Origin of the sequence: Streptomyces sp. NPDC046862 (genome assembly GCF_040704615.1) — a bacterium.
GTDB lineage: Bacteria > Actinomycetota > Actinomycetes > Streptomycetales > Streptomycetaceae > Streptomyces.
This window is the reverse complement of record NZ_JBEYXP010000002.1, coordinates 189,804-210,757: the sequence shown is the minus strand read 5'-3', so window position 1 is coordinate 210,757 and position 20,954 is coordinate 189,804. Positions and strand designations below refer to the sequence as shown.

The following is a 20,954-nucleotide window of genomic DNA, read 5'->3' as shown; positions in this document are numbered from 1 at the left end:
GTGACATACCGTTTTGCAGTGCAGTACGCTGGGCCTCCCGCACAGCAGCCGTCCACGGGAGGAACCGGCGTGACCTCGCCCGACAGCTCGAACCCCATCCCCGACGCGTCCGAGCCCCGTCGCAACGCGTCGTCGTCCCTGCGGCGCGCACTGAGCATCCTGATGTACCTGGCGGAGGACGAGGGGCACCCGCAGGGAGCCTCGCTGACCGAACTCGCCACGGCGCTGGGACTGAGCAAGAGCACCGTGCTGCGGCTCGTCGGGCCGCTGCGGGAGGTCCGGCTCGTGGACCAGGACCCGGAGAACGGCCACTACCGCCTCGGCCCCCAGAACGCCCTGCTCGGCCAGCTCTACCAGGAGCGGCTCGACGTCCGGCGGACGGCGGCACCCCTGCTGCACCAGCTCGCCCAGGACGTACGGGAAGCGGTGCACCTGGTCAGTTTCGATCCCCCCGAGATCGTCTACATCGACAAGGTCGAGAGCCCCCAGGCCGTCCGCATGCACTCACGGGTGGGCGGACGCCAGCCCGCCTACTGCACGGCCACCGGCAAGGCCTTCCTCGCCCACGCCACGGACGACGTCCTCGACGAGGTGCTCGCGGCCGGCCTGCCCGCCCGCACACCGGCCACCCTCACCTCACCCGACCAGCTGCGCGCCGACCTCGCCCGCATCCGGCAGCGCGGGTACGCCATCGACGACGTCGAGAACGAACTCGACATCCGCTGCGTCGCCGCGCCGGTCTTCAACCACAGCGGGGCGGTCGTCACCGCGGTGAGCATCTCGGGGCCGGCCTCCCGGGTGACGCACGACCGCCTCGCCGGGATCGGCACGCACGTCACGGCGACCGCCCAGGCGCTCACGGAGCGCCTGGGCGGGATCGTTCCGTCCGCCGACCGGTAGGGCTGGGGCGTCCGTCCGCCGACCGGTAGGGCCGGCGTCCCTCCGCCTGGCCGGAAGGGTTCGGGCGTTCCGGCCCCTGCCCGGTAGGACCGGCGTTCCTCCGCCTGGCCCGCAAGGGTCGTGGTGGCCCCTGTATCTCGGCTCGGGCCGGCCCCGGCGCTTCGGGCCGGGCCGGGCCGACCGGTAGCCGCGTCCGGGCGCCGAGGGCCCGGACGTCGCACGGGACCTTCGAAACACCCGCTAGACACGGGACCTTCGAAACACCCGCTAGAACAGCGCGCTGTACGCGTTGAGCGCGGGCTGGCCGCCCAGGTGCGCGTAGAGCACGGTGGAGTCGCGGCCGATCTCGCCCCGGGCCACCAGGTCGACCATCCCGGCCATGGACTTCCCCTCGTACACGGGGTCGGTGACCATGCCCTCCGTGGTGGCCGCGAGGCGCATCGCGTCCAGGGTCGTCTCGTCGGGTATCCCGTACGTGCCCGCGTGGTACCGCTCGTCCAGCTCGACGTCCGTCTCCGTCAACTCCCTGCCTACGCCGATGAGTTGGCCGGTGCGATGGGCGATCCGGGCGATCTGCTCACGGGTGCGGGTGGGCGCCGCGGAGGCGTCGATGCCGAGCACCCGCCGGGGACGGCCACCGGCCTCCTCCAGCGCGGCGAAGCCGGCGACCATGCCGGCCTGCGTCGAACCGGTCACGGAACACACCACGACCGTGTCGAAGAAGACCCCCAACTCCCGCTCCTGCTCGGCGACTTCGTACGCCCACCCGGCGAAGCCGAGTCCGCCGAGGGGGTGGTCGGAGGCGCCGGCCGGGATGGCGTACGGCTTGCCGCCGCCCTCCTCGACCTCCCTGAGCGCCTGCTCCCAGCTCTCCTTGAACCCGATGCCGAAGCCCGCCCTGACCAGCCGAACGTCGGCCCCCGCGAGACGGCTGACGAGGATGTTGCCGACCTTGTCGTACACGGCGTCGGGCCAGTCCACCCAACTCTCCTGAATCAGCACGCACTTGAGCCCGGCACGGGCGGCGACCGCGGCGACCTGGCGGGTGTGGTTGGACTGCACCCCGCCGATGGAGACCAGTGTGTCGCAGCCCTGCGCGAGGGCGTCCGCTACGAGGTATTCCAGCTTGCGGGTCTTGTTCCCGCCGTACGCGATACCGGAGTTGCAGTCCTCACGCTTGGCCCACAGGGCGGCGCCGCCGAGGTGCTCGGTGAGCCGGTCCAGACGGTGCACGGGCGACGGCCCGAAGAGGAGGGGGTAACGCTCGTAGGAAGAAAGGGACATGGCGTCCTCCCTGGATCAGTGGATCTCTTCGGGGTCGGCGGGGGTCTTCCGGTCGGCGGGGGTCTTCCGGTCAGTGGGGTCTTCCGGTCAGTGATGCTCTTCGTCGTCGAGCGCGTCCATGCCCGCGAGACTGCGCCAGATCTCCGCCGTGACACGGACCGCCTCGTCCACGTCACCGGCCGCGCAGGCCTCGATCAACTGCTCGTGCAACCCCGCCGAACGACAGTTGCCGCCCTCGCCGAAGCGCCGTCGCTCCAGCCGGCGGATGAGCGGGGTGTAGCGGGCGACGGTGGCGGCGGCCGCCCGGTTGCCGCTGACCCGTACGAGCACGTCGTGCAGTTCGTCGTCGGCGCGCAGCGCGCTGTCCACGTCACCGGAGTGCACGGCCTGGGCGAAGCGCTCGTTGGCCGACCGCATCGACTCCACGTCCGCGGCGAACAGCCGGGGCACCGCGACCCGCGTGACCAGCTCGTGCATGGCCCCCACCACGGCCGCGGCGTCCCGCACGTCGGAGGCCACGACCGGCGTCACCCTCGTGTAGCTCTGCGGCTTGCTCTCCAGCAGCCCCTCGTCCACGAGCCGGGAGAACGCCTCACGCACCGGAGCCCGCGACAGCCCGAGCCGCTCCGCGAGATCCGCGTCGCGCACCACGGTGCCGGGCTCGATCTCCCCGGCCACGATGGCGTCCCGGAGCGCTTCGTAGGCACGGTCCCTGAGGAGGGTGCGGCGTACGGGTTCTATGGCGGTCACAACTGAAATGTTAGATGTCACCTTGGTGGGCGCACAAGGGAGTCTCACAAGGCAGTGGCCCGCACCGAAGTGCGGGCCACTGCCTCCCGGGGCTCAGGCAGCCCACGGCCAGTCCGCGTCCCGTGCCGCCTCCAGCAGCGGGACCATGCGGAACGCCGCGTCCGAGAGGCCGCCGAACGTGTGCCGGTTCCCCGTCCCGGACGGGCCGTGGCCCGCCCGGTAGCCGGCCAGGTTCCAGGTGTAGACCGGCACATGGGCCGGAACCTGCTCGGTCGGGTCGCCGTGGTGGCTGTACGCGTGCTGCTCGTCCGTGACGATCAGCACCCGGTCGTGCTTCCTGTAGTGGCGGCGGACCGCCTCGGTGGTGTCGGTGCCGCCCAGCTCGCCGAAGCGGCCGAGGATCTTCAGCACCGACTCGCCCCGGCGGAACCGCACCCGGCTGCTGCTCGTACCGAACTCGACGAGGTCCGCGTCCGCCGCCCGCAGCGCGAGCGCCGTACCGAAGACCGCCGCCGCGTCGGCCCGGTTGAGCTCGGAGCGGTCGGACATCCGCGAGTAGAACATCGAGCCCGAGCGGTCCACGAGCACGAGGGTCCGGCCGGGCAGCGCGGGCACGTTGGCCAGCGAGTGGCCGAGCGCCTGCTCCAGCGGGTACGACCAGCGCAGCGAGGGCGCGTGCTGGTAGGCCGCCAGGTAGCGGAACGGGAACTGCCGCGAGCGCGCGACCTCGGCCGGGTCGCTGATACGGGCGGCGACCCGTGCCGCCACCTCGTCACAGACGCCGGCCTCGTCGAAGTTCCTGAGGTTGCGAACGAGCGCCATGGCACCCATGGACGGAATCACGGCCTCCCAGGCCGCCTTGTCCATCGGCCCCCGCAGCCAGCCCGCCAGCGCCTCCCACGTCATCCCGGCCGCCGCGAGCCGCTCGGCCCCGCCGTCCGACGTGACGACCGCGCGCCGCTCCGCCACGGGCAGCGCCATCAGCTCGCGGTGCGCGGTGAGCAGCCGGTTCGACGCGGGCGGCACGGCGGTGTCGGGGTGGTGCCGGCGGTCCAGCGCGTACTGGAACAGCTCGCCCTGCCACGGCTTGCCGGGGTCCGGCGCCGCGTGCACCAGGTTGAGGATGTCGCCGAAGCGGTAACCCTTGGACGCCGTGTCGTACTTCAGCAGGGACTTGCCGTGGTAGAGACGCTGCACGGCGTCCGCGATGCCGCGCTTGACCGGCTTGGGGACGGCGCGACCGTACGTCGAGGTCCAGTACGCGAGCAGCTCACCGGGCTCGTCGGGCCGCTGGAGTACGGATGCGACGACCTGCCGGTTGGCCGGCCCGTCGGTGGCGCCCGCGTCGAGGCGCGCCTTCACGTACTCGGCGGCGCCCACGAGCGAGGCCGTCCGCAGGTTGCCCTCGCCGCGCAGCCAGCCGAGCAGGCCGGCGGTCCACACGGGATCCGTGACGGCGAGCTCGCGCACGAGCCGCGGGAACCGGTCGTCCCGGTCGGCACCGTCCTCGTAGAAGGTCTTCTGCGAGACCATGTTGGAGACCGCGAGCAGATAGAGCTCGGAGCGCGGGTCGCGCTCACGGCCACGGCCGCCCTGGAAGGTGCGGAGCACTCGGCCCGTGGACGTCACGCGGGAGGTGGGCTGCGCCCGGGCCGCCCTGGTGTTGAATCGCGCCATGGTGAATTCCCCCGAATTCTTTTGGGTTTCGGAGGGAGGCACGACAAATGGAGGGTGACCGAGGTCGAAAGTCGGCGACGGAACAAAACAGCTGCTCTCACCGCTGAGCTACAACGTCCCGAAGACGCAGACGGGATTCGAACCCGCGACCCGCTGTGCCCATGAAGTAACCGCTGCCTGCGCACCGGGCACCCACCATGTGTCGCACCTCCCGAGATCAAGTCGGCTGCGGCATGGGATTCTTTTTCGAGAAGAAGTAGCCGCGGCCCGCGCACCGGGAGGTGCATGAAGTTGTGGTGTCCAGAGTTCAAGGCCGGCGGAACCGACGTAGGTGCTCTGCCCCTGAGCTACACCGGCACGTTGTACCGGTGGCGGGATTCGAACCCGCGACCGCCCCATTAAGAGTGGAAGTAGGTCCTGCCTTCGCACCTGGACGTACATCACTTTAGGAGGGCGGTCGCGACTCCGGCGAGCGAATTAACTGCCGCTTCAGGAGTTACCGCTTCTGCCGCTTCCACGGCCCCGTGATGGCGAGCATGATGCCCGGGGTCTGGATGTTGGCGTACAGGGTCTTTCCGTCGGGCGAGAAGGTGACGCCGGTGAACTCGCTGTACTCCGGCTCCTCTTCGGTGCCGGCGTTCAGTTCGTTGCGGGCGATCGGGTAGGTGCGACCGCTGTCCGTGGCGCCGAAGAGGTGCTGGACGCCCTCGCCGTCCTCGGCGATGACCAGACCGCCGTACGGGGAGACGGTGATGTTGTCGGGGCCGTCGAAGGCTCCGTCCTTGGACGGGTCGGGGTTCACGCCGAGCAGGACCTTCAGGGTCAGGGTGCGGCGCTTGGGGTCGTAGAACCAGACCTGGCCGTCGTGCTGGACGGGGCTCTCCTCACGGGCGTACGAGGAGACGATGTACGCGCCGCCGTCGCCCCACCACATGCCCTCCAGCTTGCGGGCGCGGGTGATCTCACCGGTGCCGAACTGCTTGCGCACGGCCACGGTCTTCGCGTCGCGGTCGGGGACGTCCACCCAGTCGACGCCGTACACCGTGCCGATCTTGGTGGCGCGGGAGAGGTCGTCGACGAACTTGCCGCCGGAGTCGAAGCACTTGAAGGCCTGGAGGACACCGGCGTCGTCGGCGAGGGTGCGGAACTTGCCGGGGCCGTGGTGGAAGCCCTGCGGCGGGACCCAGCGGAAGAGGAGGCCGTTGGGGCTCGAGGCGTCCTCGGTGAGGTAGGCGTGGCCGCGCTTGGGGTCGATGACGACGGCCTCGTGGGCGTAACGGCCGAAGAACTTCAGGGGCTTGGGGGCGCGGTTGGCTCGCTGGTCGCAGGGGTCGACCTCGAAGACGTAGCCGTGGTCCTTGGTCATGCCGTTGACGCCGGCCTTGTCCTCGGTCTCCTCGCAGGTGAGCCAGGTGCCCCACGGGGTGCTGCCGCCGGCGCAGTTGGTCGAGGTGCCGGCGATGCCGACCCACTCGGCGACCCGGCCGTCGGGGCGGACCTCGACGACCGTGCAGCCGCCGGACGCGGCGGGGTCGTACACGAGGCCCTCGGTGAGCGGCACGGGGTGCGGCCAGTTGGCGCGGGGGCCCTTCAACTCGTGGTTGTTGACGAGGAGGGTGGTGCCGCGCGGGCCTGAGAAGGTGGCCGTGCCGTCGTGGTTGGAGGGGGTGAACTCACCGGACTCCAGCTTGGTCTTGCCGCTGTAGGTGATGATCTTGTACGTGAACCCGGCGGGGAGCGCGAGGAGGCCCTTCGGGTCGGGGAGCAGCGGTCCGTAACCGACTCCGCCGTCGTGCTGCTCCGCCGTTCCCTCCCCCGTGCTGTCGGTGTCGGTGGACGCGAGGGCGTTCGGGGCGGTGGCGAGGGCGCCTACGCTGCCGGCCAGTGCGACGCCTGCTCCGGTGACGGCGGAGCGTCTGGCGAAGTCCCTGCGGGTGAGCGACATGGTGTCTCCTGTGACGGTGGAGGATGCCGTGGAGGGTGGCGGACCCGGTTTGCGGGCATACCGTCCCGCCCGTGCCTGAACGGGGGTTGAACACGGGACGACGCCAAGGCGTTGCCCTGACGTACCTCGCCCCCGCCGCCCCTACCCGTCCCGTCCCCAGGGGCGCTGCCCGGTTTTCAGGGGCGCGGGGAACTGCGCGACCAGCCCCCGCCCACCCGCACCCGACCAACCCACCCCAACCACCCCCGCGCTGAACCCCGCGCTCACTCCCCCCTCTGGGACCTCGCCTTGAACGCCGCCTTGCGGGCCTCCTTGGCGACCTTCTTGTCGGGGTGGAGGCGCCCCATCGCTTCCAGGACGTCCGGGGTCGCGGGATGGTCCACCCGCCAGGCCGCGGCGAAGAACCCGCTGTGCTGCCGGGCGAGCCCTTCCACGAGCCCCTGGAGCTCCGCCGAGTTGCCCTCGGCGGCCAGCTGCGCGGCCACCGTGTCGACGGTCAGCCAGAACACCATGGCCTCGGACGGCGCGGGCACGTCCGCGGCCCCCCGCTCGGTGAGCCAGACCCGCGCGAGCCCACCCAGCTCCGCGTCGTCGAGGACCTCACGGAGCGCGGGCTCGGCCGAGGGACCGACGAGGGACAGCGCCTGCTGACAGCGCAGACGCCGGAGCGGGGCGCCCGAGTCGGAGCCCCGCGCGGCGGCCAGCAACTCACGGGCCGCGGCGAGGGTTTCCCGGCGGGCGAGCCACTGCTCCGTCTCCGCCTGCGCGGCCGCCTGCGGGAAGGCGGCCGTGCCGTCCAGCAGCGCGTCCGCCCCCTTGTCCGCGAGATCACCCACCGCGGGCGCCGGAACACCGGCTTCCAGCAGCCGGGCCCGCAGCCCGTACAGCCCGAGCGGGGTGAGCCGCACCATCCCGTATCGCGTGACGTCGGTCTCGTCGACGGCCGGAGGGGCCTCGGCCCTCTCCCCGGCCGTGTCCCCGCCGACGTCCCCGTCGGCGTCCTCCGCATCCGTCAACAGCGCCTCGTCGACGGGCTGGTACGAGACGAGCCCGACCGGCTCCAGCAGCCGGAACTGGTCGTCGAGCCGCATCATCGCGTCCGACACCTGCTCCAGCACGTCGTTGGTGGGCTCCCCCATGTCGTCGGGGACGATCATCGACGCGGCGAGGGCGGGAAGCGGCAGCGGAGTGTCGCCGGGCCCGTCCTCGCTCACGGTCAGCAGGTAGAGGTTGCCGAGCACCCCGTCGAGGAACTCCGCCTCCGCCTCGGGGTCCCAGTCCAGCTCGGACAGGTCGACCGAGCCGCCCTCGGCCATGGCGTCGACGAGATCGTCGAGCTCGGGCACGGACGCGTCCGCCAGGACGGCCTCCAACGCCCCGAGCCAGACGGCCAGCACGTCCTGAGGGCCTCCGGAGGTGAGCGTCCGCAGGTCCGCGCCCGCGGTGACGGTGCCCTCCTCCTCGTCGACGATCTCCACGAGCCCGGTGTCGACGGCCACCCGCCAGGCCTCGCTCGCGAAGGCCGCCGCGTCGTCGCCGGTGAGGCCCAGTTCGGCGGCCGCCCGCGGCAGTTGCTCGTCGATCAGCTCGCCCCCGGCGCCCACACGCGTCTCCGGTCCGGCCCAACGGGCCAGCCGCGCGGCGCGCGAGAGGAGGGGTGTGGCGAGCGCGTCCCGCGCCAGCTCCGCTTCGGAGTGCAGCCGCACCGGCGGCAGGGGGGAGCTGTCTGACATCGGCTGGTTTCTCCTCCGAACGAAGATCACGGCCCCGCGACGCCTCGGCACCACCTCCGTGAGCCAGGCGCTACGGCGTTTACGGCACTACCAGCCAGTCAAGCACGAACAAACAGGGCCAGCAGTACGCGCACCGGGCACCACGACCGCCTCCGGACCCACGAGGCCCGGTGACCGCCTCGTGACACCCAGCAGCGGCTCAGCCTAGACGGGTTTCCACCCATGCCGCCCAGTTCACGATCCGGTCAGGAGCCGTACATGGCTGAAACCTTGACAACTGACCTGACCAGGCAGGAGATTGACGCGCGTAGAAACCCGTGAGCAGCTCCCCGTACGGCTACCCGCACCCCGTTTCTACGCGCGTCGCCACCGCCCCACCGGTTGCGTTTCGCCCTTCGTTTCACTCTCGTCCCGGCGCCCACGCACGTCCCCGGAGGGATTCCCTTGCCGAGCAGGAGAACCGCGCGCATCGCCGCGCTCACCGTCGCCGTCGCCTGTTCCGCGGCGTCCGCCGTGGTGGTCACGAGTACCGCCCACGCCGACACCGTGCGCATCCATGACATCCAGGGCACCACCCGGATGTCGCCGCTGGCCGGCCAGCAGGTCACGAACGTGGCGGGCATCGTCACGGGCGTACGGACCTATGGCTCGTCGCGGGGTTTCTGGATCCAGGACCCGCAGGCGGACGACAACCCGGCCACGAGTGAGGGCGTCTTCGTCTTCACCGGTTCCACCCCGAAGGTCGCCGTCGGTGACTCGGTCACCGTCTCCGGCACGGTGACCGAATTCGTACCGGGCGGCACGTCGTCCGGAAACCAGTCCGTGACGGAGATCTCCCGCCCGACGGTGACGGTGGTCTCCAGCGGCAACGCCGTCCCGGCCGCCACGGTCGTCGACGCCAGGTCGGTGCCGTCCGCGTACACGCCGGCCGGTGACACGGCCGCGAGCGGTTCGGTCAACGGTCTGCCCCTGGAGCCCAAGAAGTACGCCCTGGACTACTACGAGTCCCTGGAGGGCATGAACGTCCAGGTCGCCGACGCCCGCGTGGTCACCGCCACCGACCCGTTCACCGAGCTGTGGGTGACGGTGAAGCCGCGGGAGAACGCCACCCGGCGCGGCGGCACCCTCTACGGCTCGTACACCTCGCAGAACACCGGGCGGCTGCAGATCCAGTCGCTGGGCGCGGTCGCCGACTTCCCGAAGGCGAACGTGGGCGACACTCTGGCGGGCACCACGGCCGGCCCGCTGGACTACAACCAGTTCGGCGGCTACACGCTCGTCGCGAGCCGGCTCGGCACCCTGAAGCAGGGCGGTCTGGAGCGCGAGACGACCCGCAAGCAGAGCCGCGGCGAGCTCGCGGTGGCGACGTACAACGTCGAGAACCTGGACCCGTCCGACGACACGTTCGCGGAGCACGCGAACGCGATCGTGAACAACCTCCAGTCGCCCGACATCGTCGCCCTGGAGGAGATCCAGGACAACAACGGCGCGACGAACGACGGTACGGTCGCCGCCGACCAGACGGTGAAGAAGCTCATCGACGCGATCGCGGCAGCCGGCGGCCCGGCCTACGAGTGGCGGTCCATCGACCCGGTGAACCTCGCGGACGGCGGTGAGCCGGGCGGCAACATCCGCCAGGTGTTCCTGTTCAACCCCGAGCGGGTCTCCTTCACCGACCGCGCGGGCGGCGACGCGACCACCGCCGTCGGCGTGACGAAGGAGCGCGGCAAGGCGCGGCTGACCGTCTCCCCCGGCCGCATCGACCCGGCCAACGACGCCTGGAAGAACAGCCGCAAGCCGCTCGTCGGCGAGTTCACGTTCCGCGGCAGAACCGTGTTCCTGATCGCCAACCACTTCGCGTCGAAGGGCGGCGACCAGTCGCTGCACGCGCAGTACCAGCCGCCTACGCGGAGCTCGGAGACCCAGCGCCACCTCCAGGCGACCGCGGTGAACGCGTTCGTCAAGGAGGTCCTGGCGACCGAGAAGAACGCCGACATCATCGCCCTCGGCGACATCAACGACTTCGAGTTCTCCGACACGGCGAAGCTGCTGGAGGGCGACGGCGCCCTGTGGTCGGCGATCAAGTCCCTGCCGAAGAGCGAGCGTTACACGTACGACTACCAGGGCAACAGCCAGGTCCTGGACCAGATCCTGATCAGCCCGTCGATCCGGCGCGGCTGCGAGTTCGCGTACGACAGCGTGCACATCAACTCGGAGTTCAACGACCAGATCAGCGACCACGACCCGCAGGTGCTGCGGTTCCGGCCGTAGCCGACCCGGATGACCACTGAGCCCGGCCCTCGTCAGGGGGGCCGGGCTCAGGCGCGTACGGGAGCGGGGTTCAGGCGCCGAACACCCCGTTCAGCCAGCCCTTCCAGGCGAGTTCGGCACGCTCCGCGTCGGCGTCCGGGGCGAAGTCGTGGACGCTGATGCCGACCGGGGCGCCCCAGTGGTTGCGGCCGAAGAAGCGGATGAGGGCGTGGTCGGTACGCAGCCCGATGAAGTACGGGTTGCGGTAGTCGACCACGGCGTCGAAGGGCTGCCCCGCGGGCCCTCGCACCTCGACGCGCGCGCCCTCGCCGGTGTCGTCCGCGAGGCCGAGCGCCCGCCCGACGGCGGCGAACGCGTCGTCCGCCGTGGACGCGTCGGGCCCGTCGAAGGTGGCGAAGGCGACCGCGTGGCCGTCGAAGTGCGTCAGGTACTGGCGCAGGGTGTGCAGGTAGAAGTCGGTGTGCTTGGCGGCGCCGTCGTACTGGTTGTCCCAGTCGTCGACGAAGATGCCGCTGTGCACGTACCGCACCCAGGCGCGGCGGCCCTCGTCGCGCGGCTCGATGGTGTAGTCGAGCTGGTTGAGAGTCTGTACATCGATGCCCTCCACGTCCTCGACGCGGTTGGTGTACCGGTGCGGCGGGTCCCAGGCGGTCACGGTGGAGCCGAAGGGGCCCTTGCCGCCCTCGTGCGGCTCGGGGGCCTCCATCGGCCACAGCCAGCCGCCGGTGCCACTGGTGAAGGCGTCCCACACCTGTTCGGGCGTGGCGTCGACCTCGAACTCGCCGACGATCTCGAATTCCTTGGACATGGTGGGCTCCTGCACATCAAGTGGTCGTGTCATCGGGGAAGTTGACGGGTCTCGGGCTCAGCAGCCGAGGGCTCGTCGCCCTCCGGCCTGACCGTGGGATGAACGGCGACGACGATCCGGTGGCCGCGACCGCCCTCGGCGCCGTCGGCGTCGTACTTGCGGATGAGGGCGCTCATGCCGGCCGTCAGCTCCTCGATGAAGGCGGCCCGGTCGGCGGCCGAGGCGAAGGTCACCTCGCCGTCGAGCGCGTAGGTGGCCAGCCGCTTCCGGGCTTTCGCGGCGCCCCTGATCAGGGTGCCGACATCCCGGACCAGCCGGGCGCCGAGCGCGAGCAGCCAGCGGGCGGAGAGCTGGTCCCGGAAGCGGTCCGGGTCGGGCTGCAGGGCGGCGAGCGCGAGGGGCGAGATGACGTACGACGCGGCGGTCGCCCGCATCAGCCGCTCGGTGACGTTGCCCTTGCGTCGCTCGCCCGCCAGCTCCACCAGGCCGTGCCGCTCCAGGGCCTTGAGGTGGTAGTTCACCTTCTGCCGGGGCAGTCCGACCTTGCCGGCCAGCATGGCGGCCGACGCGGGTCCGGCGGCCAGCTCGGCGAGCAGCCGGGCCCGTATGGGGTCCAGCGAGACGGCTGCCGCCTCCGGGTCCTCGATCACGGTCACGTCCAACATGACTCCACCCTCCCACCGAAAACTTTTCTTGTCCAGACGGACTGAATTTTCGGTGGGAGGGTGGACGAGGGAACCGCTACGGACGCCTCACCAGGGGACGAGACCGAGCGCGTGGGCGTACCGGCTGACCGTGCTGCTCTTCAGCCCGGGCCACGTCTGCACCCGCTCCCACTGCTCGCGGGCCCCCGGCGTACCGATCCCGTCGCCGGGTGCGGCGAGGGCGTCGATGTGGGCCTGGGCGGTCTCCCACTCGGCGTAGTTGAGGACCCTGGTGCCGTCGGTGGAGAGGTGGAAGTGGGCGGAGATGCCGCCGGGGTGCGGATTCGGCTCACTCTCCAGGGCTTCGAGAACGGCGTCGACCCAGGCGCGCTGCCGGCCGGGGTCGGGGCCCTCGAACTCGACGTCGACGATCACGATGCACCCCGGCACAGGTGCCTCGTCCCGCGCCAGACCGCGGTATCGGCGGTACCGGCCGAGCCACTGGCGCTCGATGCCCGGCACGGCGGTGTCGATCTCGTCGTTGCGCTCCTGCCGCTGAGTCTTCACGAAGGCCTCGTAGGCCTGTTCGTCGGCCCACTGCGAGTGGTGGAGCAGGGTGGAGCCGTCCAGTCCGGTGTAGATGTGGTACCCGAGCAGCCCTTCCGTGGGCCAGGCCCGGCGCTCCCAGGCGGCGGCGATGACGTCCACGGTCTGCCGCTGGCGCAGGGGTGTCCCCACCTTCCAGGTACTGAAGAAGGGCGCGCCCACGTCGGGGTTGTCGAGTTCGGGGTGGGCGTGGGTACGGCGGGTCATGCCGGCCTCCGGTGATCGGTAGGGGTGCGTGTACCGGTCACCTTTCAGCCTCAACCAAACTTGAGGTCAAGGTCGCTCTCGTCTGCCGGTGCGTGTTCCTGATCCCCGGACGCTGTCGATCAGCCATGGGTTAGCGTCGGGTCCACAGGGTTGTTGTCGCGGCATGGCTGTTCCGGTGAGGGGACGAGTGGTGCAGACGGCGTTTGATGAGTCCGAGCGGCGAGCGTGGGCTGGGCAGGCGGATGCCTATGCGGCGAGTTTCGCCAAACTCTGCGCGTATCCGGTGCCCGGGCTTCTCGACGCTGCCGGGGTCAGGGAGGGTGTGCGGGTTCTCGACGTGGGGACGGGAACGGGCGCGGCTGCCGCACTGGCATGTGAGCGGGGAGCGAAGGTGACCGCGGTGGACGCCGAGCCCGGCATGGTTGCCCGGGCGGCCCTGGCGGCTCCGGAAGCCGACATGCGGCTGGCCGCTCTGCCCCGCCTGCCGTTCGCCGACGAGGAGTTCGATGCCGTGGTCGGCAACTTCGTCCTCAACCATGTCGGACGGCCTCGGGAGGCCTTGACGGAGTTGCGACGGGTGACACGCCCCGGCGGACGGACAGCCGTCACCATCTGGGCGGTTCCCGCGGCTGCGGGGCAGGCCCTGCTGGGGAGGGCTGTCCAAGCGGCAGGCATCACCCGTCCAGCTCACCTGCCGGCTCTTGCTCCGGAGGACGACTTCCTCCGTACCGAACAGGGCTTCGCCGCGTTGCTCGGTGAGGCGGGCCTGAAGGACGTCGTGTGCGACACCGTGACCTGGGACCACCGGACGACGCTTGAGGAGTGGTGGAGCGGACCGGCCGCCGGAGTGGCGACGATCGGCCAGATCGTCACAAGTCAGAACCCGGTGGTCATTGCCGAAATCAAAAGCCGGTTTGAGTCGTTGTGCATGGAATTTACGACCGACGGTGTACTGATCTTGCCTCACGCAGCCTTGATGGCCCACGGCCAGGTTTGACGTGCCGTGCCCAAGTCGATGAGGTGAGGCCTTCTTTCGTGCAGCTGTCCTTCGCCGGTCAGCCGGCGCGGTCCCTGGTTGTCGACGTTGCGGTGGTCGCGAAGATCCGATCCAGGTGGTGGTGGAGTACCGCGATGGCGGGCTCCGGATTCCGCTGACCCACGAGGATGCTGGTGCCCATGGCCGCGGCCATCGCGAGCAGGCTGATCGCCTCCGTGCGGGCATCGATGCCGGGATCGGCCACGCCTGTCGCCCGAGCCTGTTCGAGGAGGCCGGTCAGGGCGTTCTCCGCGGCGTCGGGGTTGTCGATGAACGGCTGGGCGGCCAGCGCCTCGTCGGTCACGGACAGGATCGAGTAGGAGCTGTAGACGAGGTGGAAGGTGCGGCTCTCCTCGTCGGTCGGGAGGGAGGCCAGCAGCAGCGCCTCGATGGTTGCGCGCGGGCCCGGGTCCGGACCCGCGGCGGTCAGGCGAGCACCGACGCGTTCGGTGAAGCGGCCGGTCAGGTGCTGGAGCCCATAGAAGAGGAGCTTCTCCTTGGTCTCGAAGTAGTACTGCACGAGCCGGAGTGACACGCCAGCCTCGGCGGCCACGTCGCGCATGCCGACGGCGTGCAGCCCGCGCCGTCCGGCGACCCGGATGAGCGCCTCGGCGATCTGGGCGCGCCGTTCCTCGTGGTCCACGCGCTTCGGCATGTTCCGGTGTCTCCGCCCGTCAGTGGTGGGTTCGCGGTCCAGGCTCCCCGGACCCTCGTTTATGGTACCGCCGTATCAACATCATGGTACGGTCGTATCACGAAGAACGGATCCTCCCGGAGGTGCCCTGTGCCCGAGAACACGACCCGTGTGCGCCGCGACGTCGGCCGCTACGTCAACGACGAGCTCCGCGACCGTTACTTCGCCGCCGCCGACGTGCTCTTCGCGATGGGGGCGCCCGTCCGCTCCGAGACGGACCTCGAGACCAGCTTCGGCACCACGCACGTCTACCGGTACGGCCCCATGAATCCCGCAGCCGAATCCCGCACCCCGATCGTCCTGATCCACGGCGCCGGCTACTCGTCCGCCATGTGGTACCCCAACACCCCCGGGCTCAGCCTCGACCGCCCTGTCTACGCTCTCGACACCCCCGGCGACGCGGGCCGCAGCGTCCACCGCGAGCCGATGTGGCAGCCCGAGCGGGCCGCCCAGTGGATGGACGAAGCCCTCGACGCACTCGGCCTCGACCGGGTCCACCTCGTCGGCTCCTCCTACGGCGGCTGGCTCGTGCTCAACCAGGCCCATCGGCGCCCCGAGCGGCTCGTCTCCGTCACCGCCCTCGACCCCGGCGGCCTGGAGAAGGTGGGGCTGCGCTTCTTCGCCTGGGTGTTCGTCGGCCTGTTCACCACCTTCGCCCCCAAGGCGCTGCGTCCGCGCCTCGCTGCCTGGCTGGACCAACCGGTCATCGCCGTCCCCGAGGTGCGGAAGTGGATCCAGCTCGGCGCGCGTGCTTTCCGGATCCGCCGCCCCGCACCTGTGCCGCTTTCCGAGGACGCGTTGCGATCCGTCCGGACCCCGCTCTACCTCATCATGGGCAAGCACAGCCTGCTCGTGCACCCGAAGCGGCAGCTGCAACGCGTACCGCGCCTCGTCACCGGGGCCCGCGCCGAGATCATCGCCGCGACGGGCCACGGACCGCAGATCGACCACCCGGAGGTCGTCAACGCCCGGATGCTCGGCTTCATGGACGACGTCGACTCCCGCGCCCCTGCCACCAACGACGCGTAGGACCGGAGGGGACCGGATCCGGCTCTTCAACCACCTGGTACGCACGTCGGACCCGGGTCAGCAACACGCGCCAAAAACCACGGCCGCGCCTGGCACCACAACGCACCGCCCCGCCCCACCACCACGCGGTCGGCAGCCGCGTACGCACGCGAGGGGGTGTGCCGGGAGGTGTCCGCCCGCAGCGGCCGGCGTCCGCCGCCGAGAAACTGGACGGCCCGCAAAACCGCCGGACCGAGGACGGAGACCTCCCGGCGCGCCCCCGCCCCACGACAAACCGCAGGCGCCCGAGCCACAACGGAGCCGCAGCCACTCAACGGCCCCCAGGGGCGCGCCCCATCAGGGGCGCGGGGCTGTGTCGATTTGCGGCTCTGCCGCGTGGGCGCGACCAGCCACGAACAACCCCGCAGCCGCCCACCGACACCAGCCCGGCAGACGAGAACGCTAGCGGTGCCGGAGCCGGTGGAGACGCCGGGTGACGTCGCGGCGGAGCGCCGCGGAGGAACGGCGACGCCCACTGAACAGAACCCGCGGAGCCTCGTGCTGTCGCCAGGCCAACGCACCGACGGCCGCCGCGGCGACACCCACGCCCACACCACCGATCACCACGGCCCGCGACCGCGGCGCACGCACACTCGGCACCCGTTCCCGCACGGAGTGCGCCGCATGGGACGCCGACCCCTTCAACTCGGCCACCTGAGCCCTGGCCCGCGCCTTCACATCGGTCTTGGCGACCAACTCCTCGACGGTGTCGCCGAGCTGATGACGCGTCATCTCGATCTGCTGCCGCAGCTCGTCGGGCCCCTTGGCCCCAGCCGAACCAGCCGAACCAGTCGAACCGGCCGAACCGGCCGAACCGGCCGAGCCGGCCGAACCACCGGAGGTACTCGTCATCGGTGCGCCCTTCCCTTGATCTCCTCGACGTCCGCCTTGACGCTGTCGATGGCCTGCGCGGGAGTGGCCGGCTTGGCACGGCGCAACTGGGCGCGCCCGGTCGCCGCCAGCACGGCCGCGATGACGAAGAGCACTCCCGTGACGATGAGCGCGGCGGCCCACACGGGCACCACCAGCGACAGTGCCGCCGCGCCGGTGCCCGACAGGGCCATCAGGCCCACGTAACCAACGGCGCCGGCCGCACCCAGCAGCCCGCCGCCGCGGCCCGCGCGCCGTCCCTTCTCGGCCAGCTCCTCCTTGGCGAGGGCTAGCTCCTGCCGTACGAGCGTGGAGAGCTGTTCGGTTGCCTGCCCGACCAGTTCACCGACGGAGTGGTGCTCGGCCGCCGTGGGTCGCGCGGGCCTGGTGTCCAAAGTCCCGGTCACTGTGTCCCGCCTCCTCTCGTCCAGGGTCACTCCGGGTACCCGGCCCTGGCCGCGCTACCCCTGCGGGGGCGATCCCCGCGGCGGCGAACCGGGTCCACTCTCACCGAGTCTGGCCAGCTGGCTCTGGAACCAGTCGAGCCGCGCCTGGAGCAGCGCCGCCTCGGCGATGAGTTCGGGGACGCCCAGATCACCGGGCAGCCCGGACGAACCGGAGGAGCCCGATGGACTGAACGAGCCAGATGGGCCGGCCGACGGATTCGACGCGGCAGACGGATGACGGGACGGCCCCTTCGCCGGCGTCTCCACACCCGCCTCCACACCCGCCCCCGCACCCGCACCCGCACCCGCCCCCGCACCCGCCCCCGCACCGGCTACCGCACTCCCGCCGGCCTCCCGCACCCGCAACCCCTCCCCCGCCAGCCGGGCGAAGGTGGCGAGCGACACCGCCGTACGGGCGCGGACACAGCCCGCGCACGTGCCGGCCAGGGCGCGCCACCCCGGTCGCCCCCAGCCGGCGTCGGCCAGGGCCACGGCCGCCGCGCCGCACGCGCACGGCCCGACCGTCGCACACCTCACCCGCTGGCGCGCGTACCGGAAGCCGAGCTCGAAGCGGATGTACGAGCCGAGCACCGAGACCTCCAGCAGCACGGCCGCACGGTGCTCGGCCGTGCACAGCAGGGCCTCGGCCGCCGCGCGGTCGTGCACGCAGTGGAAGCCGCAGTCGCACAGGCGCGCGGGGGCGCGGTGTCTGAGTCCGTAGACGCAACGAGCCTCGTCGAGAACCCCGTACGGCAGCGCGCCGCCCAGCGACACCCCGGTGAACCCTGCCCGTGTGCCGTCCTGGGACAGCATCGGGTGGGCGATCTTGTATCCGGTCGGCGGCTCCGCCGGACGTTCCTCGGGGAGCCGCAGTCTCATCGCGCTACCGGTACCTCTTCGGCCGCGGCCGTCGCCGCCGTCTCCGGCTCCCCGGTCTCCTCGGGGAGACGCAGCTCCTCCTCGTACGGCTGGTCCTGCTCCTCCGCGACCCCGGTGGCGAGTGCCTTGCCGAGCCTCATGACGCCTCCCATGACCATGACCTGACGTTGCCGACCTTCTTCGCCATGGTGACCCAAAAGGGACGGCTTGGCACCAGGGCCTCGCGCCCCGCGTCCAGGACACACATCCCATCCGCGTAGCAACTCTGACCAATACATCGTAGGAGAATTAAGTGGAGCTTCACCGTTTCCTCTGCCGAGACTACTTCCATGACGACTCCACGCCCCCACTCCTCCCGGCCCGCTCCCTCCGGCCCAGCGCCCTCCGACCCAGCGCCCTTCGGCCGCGCCCTGTGCGCGATGATCACGCCCTTCACCCCGGAGGGCGCCCTGGATCTCGACGGCGCGCAGCGGCTCGCCGACCGGCTCGTGACCGGGGGTTGTGACGGTCTGGTCCTGTCGGGTACGACGGGTGAGTCACCCACCACGTCGGACACGGAGAAGGCGGAGCTCGTGCGCGCGGTCCGCGCGGCGGCAGGGGACCGGGTCCACATCGTGGCGGGCGTCGGCACGGCCGACACGCGGCACAGCGCGGAGCTCGCCCTGGCAGCCGAAAAGGCGGGCGCGGACGGTCTGTTGGCGGTCACTCCGTACTACAGCAGACCGCCGCAGGACGCTGTCGAGGCCCACTTCCGCGAGCTCGCCGACGCCAGTGACCTGCCGCTCGTCCTGTACGACATCCCCGGCCGCACCGGCACCCGCATCGAGCCGGAGACCATGATCCGGCTCGCCGGGCACCCGCGGATCGTGGCGGTCAAGGACTGCGCGTACGACCTGCTCGGCACCCAGAAGGTGCTGGCGGAGACGGAGTTGGCGTACTACACGGGCTGCGACGAGTACGTGCTGGCGCTGTATGCGATCGGCGGGAGCGGCTACATCAGCACCGTGGCGAACGTGACGCCAGGTCACTTCCGGGCGGTCATCGACGCGTTCGACTCCGGAGACACCGCAGAGGCCGCCCGCTGCCAGCAACTCACCATCCCGCTGACCGAGTTGATGATGGGCTCAGGACTGCCCGGTACGGTGACCGCCAAGGCGCTGCTCGGGCGACTGGGGCTGCCCGCCGGTCCGGTCCGTTCGCCACTGCGGCCCGCCGGCCGGGAGACGGCCGACGGGCTGGTGGCGGCGTACCGCCGGCTGGTCAGCGCTCGCTGAACATCGGCGTCCAGCGGCCCGCGTAGTCGGCCGAGGCCTTGCGGAAGTCGCTGAGCGGGACGACCTTGTCGGTGCCGATGGTGATCAGCAGGAGCTGGTTGCGGAACTCGTTCTTGCCATTGCACTTCGCGGGATCGCAGCCCCAGACGACGAGCCGCTTGTCGTCGGCCCAGGCCAGCGGCGTCTGCCCGCCGGCCACCCTGGTGACCACCTTGCCCGTGTGGGCGTCGGCGACCGCGCCGTTCTCCGCGACGAGCCTGCCGTTCGGGGACACCCCCGCGTCGTCGAACCAGTTCCTGTACTTCTCGTTCGCGGGCTTGTCGACCTCGTTGCCCTTGAAGTCGTAGTACTGCATGTGGGGGGCGCTGGTGAGGCCCGAGTAGACCAGCTTGCCGTCATGGCTGAAGCCGAAGTCCTGGCGGACGTTGAGGTTCTGGGTGTCGGCCGGGACCTCGCTCCACGAACTGTCGCCGGAGTCCACGTCGACGATGTAGAAGCCGGTCCGGCTCGACTCGAACCACTGCGGCTCCCAGTCGTTCTTCTTGCCGTCGCCGTCGGAGTCGTAGTCCGCCTTGGTCAGCACGTCGGGGTTCTTGCCGTACGTCGTCGCGACGAGCTTGCTGCCGTCGGGCGAGAACTCGATGCCCGCGACCCCGCGGTCGACCGGGATCCAGCGCTCGACCTTCCCGGTGAACAGGTCGAGCAGGCCGATCCGCTTGGCCGGGAGGTCCTTCTCCAGGACGGCGGCGGTGCGCATGCCGGGGGCGACCGCGATGAAGGACCACTGGGTGGTCTTCTCGTACCTGCCCGTCTCCTGGTTCAGCAGCCAGTAGTCGCGGACGTGGAGGGCACGGTCCTGCGTCTGCTTGTCGATGTCCCAGGTGTAGTACGCGGCCAGTGCGACGTCTCCGGCCGCGATCAGATCACGCGGAGGCGACTGGTTCGGGTGGGCGATGATGTCACTCTTGTTGATCTCGCTGGCGAGCCGCACGCCGTCCTCGCCGCCGTCCAGCAGCGGTACGGAGACCGCGACGGCGACCACGGCGGCGGTGGCCGCGACAGCGGTCGCGAACGTACGGGTGCGTCGGCGCCGCCGGGCGGCCAGCACTCGGTCGGCGAAGCCCTGCGGGACCGTCAGGGTCTCGGCAGCCTGTTCGCGCAGGGAGTCACGGACCAGTTCATCGACGTTCACGGACGCACCTCCACGGGCGAGTAGTCGCGGGACGGTTCCCGCTCGGCGTCGGCCGGGCCGAGAGCGGCCAGTTCGGGTGCGAGGGCGCGCAGCCGGGCGAGCGAGCGGTGCGTGGTGGACCGTACGGTGCCGACCGAGCAGCCGAGGATGCGGGCCACGTCGGCCTCCGGCAGGTCCTCGAAGTAGCGCAGGACCAGCACGGTCCGCTGGCGGGCGGTGAGCCGGGCCAGCGCCCCGCGCATGAGCAGGCGCAGTTCGGCGGCGGCCGCGCCGTCTCCGGGGCCGCTCTCCTCGGGCAGTTCGGCCACGCTGACCTCGCGGCGTCGCCACTTCAGGCGCCAGCGGCTGACCTGCTGCCGGTACAGGACCTGGCGGACGTACGCCTCGGGCTCGTCGATACGGTGCCACCGTCCCGCCGCCTTGATCAGGGCGTTCTGCAGCAGGTCCTCCGCCGCGTGCCGGTCCCCGCCGCTCAGCAGTACGGCCGTCTTCAGCAACGCCGACGACCGGCCGGCCACGAACTCCCGGAAACTCTCCTGCCCTTCGGCATCCATCGTCACCTTCTCTTCCCCGGCGGTGCCCTGTGCCCCACCCCTGTACTCCTTGTGACGCGCGCGGCCGGGCGCGGCTATGCCACCGGCCGCGAACCACTGCGGGAAAAGCCGGGCGC

20 protein-coding genes are annotated in these 20,954 nt (G+C 71.0%); 5 read left to right on the top strand and 15 right to left on the bottom strand.

Annotation, left to right across the window (positions count from 1 at the left end; genetic code table 11):
- Positions 1-69: 69 nt before the first annotated feature.
- Positions 70-900, top strand: coding sequence for an IclR family transcriptional regulator (locus AB0959_RS02870; protein ID WP_366824443.1), 831 nt, complete (start codon positions 70-72; stop codon positions 898-900).
- A 267-nt stretch (positions 901-1,167) separates the two neighbouring features.
- Here AB0959_RS02870 and AB0959_RS02865 read toward each other — a convergent pair whose 3' ends face one another.
- The 5 genes from AB0959_RS02865 to AB0959_RS02845 form a co-directional block, all read right to left on the bottom strand.
- A complete protein-coding gene (locus tag AB0959_RS02865; RefSeq protein ID WP_366824442.1) occupies positions 1,168-2,184 on the bottom strand; it encodes a 1-aminocyclopropane-1-carboxylate deaminase in 1,017 nt (338 codons plus the stop codon).
- Positions 2,185-2,271: 87 nt separating this feature from the next.
- Entirely contained in the window at positions 2,272-2,934 is a 663-nt protein-coding gene (locus AB0959_RS02860; RefSeq protein ID WP_366824441.1) for a GntR family transcriptional regulator, read from the bottom strand.
- Positions 2,935-3,027: 93 nt separating this feature from the next.
- Positions 3,028-4,611, bottom strand: a complete 1,584-nt coding sequence (locus AB0959_RS02855; protein ID WP_366824440.1) for a TROVE domain-containing protein — start codon at positions 4,609-4,611, stop codon at positions 3,028-3,030.
- 496 nt (positions 4,612-5,107) lie between these two features.
- Positions 5,108-6,556 (bottom strand): alkaline phosphatase PhoX, encoded by a 1,449-nt coding sequence (locus AB0959_RS02850; RefSeq protein WP_366824439.1) that lies wholly within the window; start codon positions 6,554-6,556, stop codon positions 5,108-5,110.
- A 263-nt stretch (positions 6,557-6,819) separates the two neighbouring features.
- Positions 6,820-8,289 carry a hypothetical protein gene (locus tag AB0959_RS02845; protein WP_366824438.1) on the bottom strand — a complete coding sequence of 490 codons (1,470 nt, stop codon included), beginning with the start codon at positions 8,287-8,289 and terminating at the stop codon, positions 6,820-6,822.
- Between the two features lie 444 nt (positions 8,290-8,733).
- Here AB0959_RS02845 and AB0959_RS02840 point away from each other — a divergent pair, with 444 nt between their 5' ends.
- The gene (locus AB0959_RS02840) at positions 8,734-10,560 is read left to right on the top strand and encodes an endonuclease/exonuclease/phosphatase family protein (RefSeq protein WP_366824437.1); all 1,827 of its coding nucleotides are present in this window, start codon (positions 8,734-8,736) and stop codon (positions 10,558-10,560) included.
- 70 nt (positions 10,561-10,630) lie between these two features.
- Here the strand turns inward: AB0959_RS02840 and AB0959_RS02835 are convergent, their stop codons facing one another.
- The 3 genes from AB0959_RS02835 to AB0959_RS02825 all read right to left on the bottom strand — a co-directional run bounded on the left by AB0959_RS02835 (position 10,631) and on the right by AB0959_RS02825 (position 12,825).
- The gene (locus AB0959_RS02835) at positions 10,631-11,368 is read right to left on the bottom strand and encodes an SRPBCC domain-containing protein (RefSeq protein ID WP_366824436.1); all 738 of its coding nucleotides are present in this window, start codon (positions 11,366-11,368) and stop codon (positions 10,631-10,633) included.
- Positions 11,369-11,397: 29 nt separating this feature from the next.
- Positions 11,398-12,033 (bottom strand): winged helix-turn-helix domain-containing protein, encoded by a 636-nt coding sequence (locus AB0959_RS02830; RefSeq protein WP_366824435.1) that lies wholly within the window; start codon positions 12,031-12,033, stop codon positions 11,398-11,400.
- An 87-nt stretch (positions 12,034-12,120) separates the two neighbouring features.
- Entirely contained in the window at positions 12,121-12,825 is a 705-nt protein-coding gene (locus tag AB0959_RS02825) for an antibiotic biosynthesis monooxygenase (RefSeq protein WP_366824434.1), read from the bottom strand.
- Between the two features lie 163 nt (positions 12,826-12,988).
- On the opposite strand from AB0959_RS02825, the gene AB0959_RS02820 reads away from it, so the two are divergent.
- The gene (locus AB0959_RS02820; protein WP_366824433.1) at positions 12,989-13,822 is read left to right on the top strand and encodes a class I SAM-dependent methyltransferase; all 834 of its coding nucleotides are present in this window, start codon (positions 12,989-12,991) and stop codon (positions 13,820-13,822) included.
- 58 nt (positions 13,823-13,880) lie between these two features.
- Here the strand turns inward: AB0959_RS02820 and AB0959_RS02815 are convergent, their stop codons facing one another.
- Positions 13,881-14,516, bottom strand: a complete 636-nt coding sequence (locus tag AB0959_RS02815; RefSeq protein WP_366824432.1) for a TetR/AcrR family transcriptional regulator — start codon at positions 14,514-14,516, stop codon at positions 13,881-13,883.
- Between the two features lie 129 nt (positions 14,517-14,645).
- Here AB0959_RS02815 and AB0959_RS02810 point away from each other — a divergent pair, with 129 nt between their 5' ends.
- Positions 14,646-15,584: an alpha/beta hydrolase gene (locus AB0959_RS02810; protein WP_366824431.1), complete on the top strand. Its 939-nt coding sequence runs from the start codon at positions 14,646-14,648 to the stop codon at positions 15,582-15,584.
- Between the two features lie 441 nt (positions 15,585-16,025).
- Here the strand turns inward: AB0959_RS02810 and AB0959_RS02805 are convergent, their stop codons facing one another.
- The 4 genes from AB0959_RS02805 to AB0959_RS02790 are packed head-to-tail and all read right to left on the bottom strand — an operon-like array spanning position 16,026 to position 17,958.
- Positions 16,026-16,475 (bottom strand): DUF3618 domain-containing protein, encoded by a 450-nt coding sequence (locus AB0959_RS02805; protein ID WP_366824430.1) that lies wholly within the window; start codon positions 16,473-16,475, stop codon positions 16,026-16,028.
- Positions 16,472-16,900: a phage holin family protein gene (locus AB0959_RS02800; protein WP_366824429.1), complete on the bottom strand. Its 429-nt coding sequence runs from the start codon at positions 16,898-16,900 to the stop codon at positions 16,472-16,474. The genes AB0959_RS02805 and AB0959_RS02800 overlap by 4 nt, the downstream gene beginning before the upstream one ends.
- Positions 16,901-16,954: 54 nt before the next feature.
- On the bottom strand, positions 16,955-17,818 hold the full coding sequence (locus AB0959_RS02795; protein ID WP_366824428.1) for a hypothetical protein: 864 nt from the start codon (positions 17,816-17,818) through the stop codon (positions 16,955-16,957).
- Complete coding sequence (locus AB0959_RS02790) at positions 17,815-17,958, bottom strand: hypothetical protein (protein WP_366824427.1); 144 nt, start codon at positions 17,956-17,958, stop codon at positions 17,815-17,817. The genes AB0959_RS02795 and AB0959_RS02790 overlap by 4 nt, the downstream gene beginning before the upstream one ends.
- Before the next feature lie 189 nt (positions 17,959-18,147).
- Between AB0959_RS02790 and dapA the strand changes: the two genes are divergently transcribed.
- On the top strand, positions 18,148-19,092 hold the full coding sequence (dapA, locus tag AB0959_RS02785) for a 4-hydroxy-tetrahydrodipicolinate synthase (RefSeq protein WP_366824426.1): 945 nt from the start codon (positions 18,148-18,150) through the stop codon (positions 19,090-19,092).
- Here dapA and AB0959_RS02780 read toward each other — a convergent pair.
- Positions 19,079-20,284 (bottom strand): WD40 repeat domain-containing protein, encoded by a 1,206-nt coding sequence (locus AB0959_RS02780; protein ID WP_366824425.1) that lies wholly within the window; start codon positions 20,282-20,284, stop codon positions 19,079-19,081. The two genes, dapA and AB0959_RS02780, sit on opposite strands and share 14 nt — an antisense overlap.
- Positions 20,281-20,838: a SigE family RNA polymerase sigma factor gene (locus AB0959_RS02775; protein ID WP_366824424.1), complete on the bottom strand. Its 558-nt coding sequence runs from the start codon at positions 20,836-20,838 to the stop codon at positions 20,281-20,283. Before AB0959_RS02775 ends, AB0959_RS02780 begins: the two co-directional genes overlap by 4 nt.
- Positions 20,839-20,954 lie beyond the last annotated feature (116 nt).

Coding starts and splice junctions, on each gene's coding strand:
- AB0959_RS02865 (WP_366824442.1), bottom strand. CDS start 2,184: ATGTCCCTTTCTTCCTACGAGCGTTACCCCCTCCTCTTCGGGCCGTCG.
- AB0959_RS02855 (WP_366824440.1), bottom strand. CDS start 4,611: ATGGCGCGATTCAACACCAGGGCGGCCCGGGCGCAGCCCACCTCCCGC.
- AB0959_RS02850 (WP_366824439.1), bottom strand. CDS start 6,556: ATGTCGCTCACCCGCAGGGACTTCGCCAGACGCTCCGCCGTCACCGGA.
- AB0959_RS02845 (WP_366824438.1), bottom strand. CDS start 8,289: ATGTCAGACAGCTCCCCCCTGCCGCCGGTGCGGCTGCACTCCGAAGCG.
- AB0959_RS02835 (WP_366824436.1), bottom strand. CDS start 11,368: ATGTCCAAGGAATTCGAGATCGTCGGCGAGTTCGAGGTCGACGCCACG.
- AB0959_RS02830 (WP_366824435.1), bottom strand. CDS start 12,033: ATGTTGGACGTGACCGTGATCGAGGACCCGGAGGCGGCAGCCGTCTCG.
- AB0959_RS02825 (WP_366824434.1), bottom strand. CDS start 12,825: ATGACCCGCCGTACCCACGCCCACCCCGAACTCGACAACCCCGACGTG.
- AB0959_RS02820 (WP_366824433.1), top strand. CDS start 12,989: ATGGCTGTTCCGGTGAGGGGACGAGTGGTGCAGACGGCGTTTGATGAG.
- AB0959_RS02815 (WP_366824432.1), bottom strand. CDS start 14,516: ATGCCGAAGCGCGTGGACCACGAGGAACGGCGCGCCCAGATCGCCGAG.
- AB0959_RS02805 (WP_366824430.1), bottom strand. CDS start 16,475: ATGACGAGTACCTCCGGTGGTTCGGCCGGCTCGGCCGGTTCGGCCGGT.
- AB0959_RS02795 (WP_366824428.1), bottom strand. CDS start 17,818: ATGAGACTGCGGCTCCCCGAGGAACGTCCGGCGGAGCCGCCGACCGGA.
- AB0959_RS02790 (WP_366824427.1), bottom strand. CDS start 17,958: ATGAGGCTCGGCAAGGCACTCGCCACCGGGGTCGCGGAGGAGCAGGAC.
- dapA (WP_366824426.1), top strand. CDS start 18,148: ATGACGACTCCACGCCCCCACTCCTCCCGGCCCGCTCCCTCCGGCCCA.
- AB0959_RS02775 (WP_366824424.1), bottom strand. CDS start 20,838: ATGGATGCCGAAGGGCAGGAGAGTTTCCGGGAGTTCGTGGCCGGCCGG.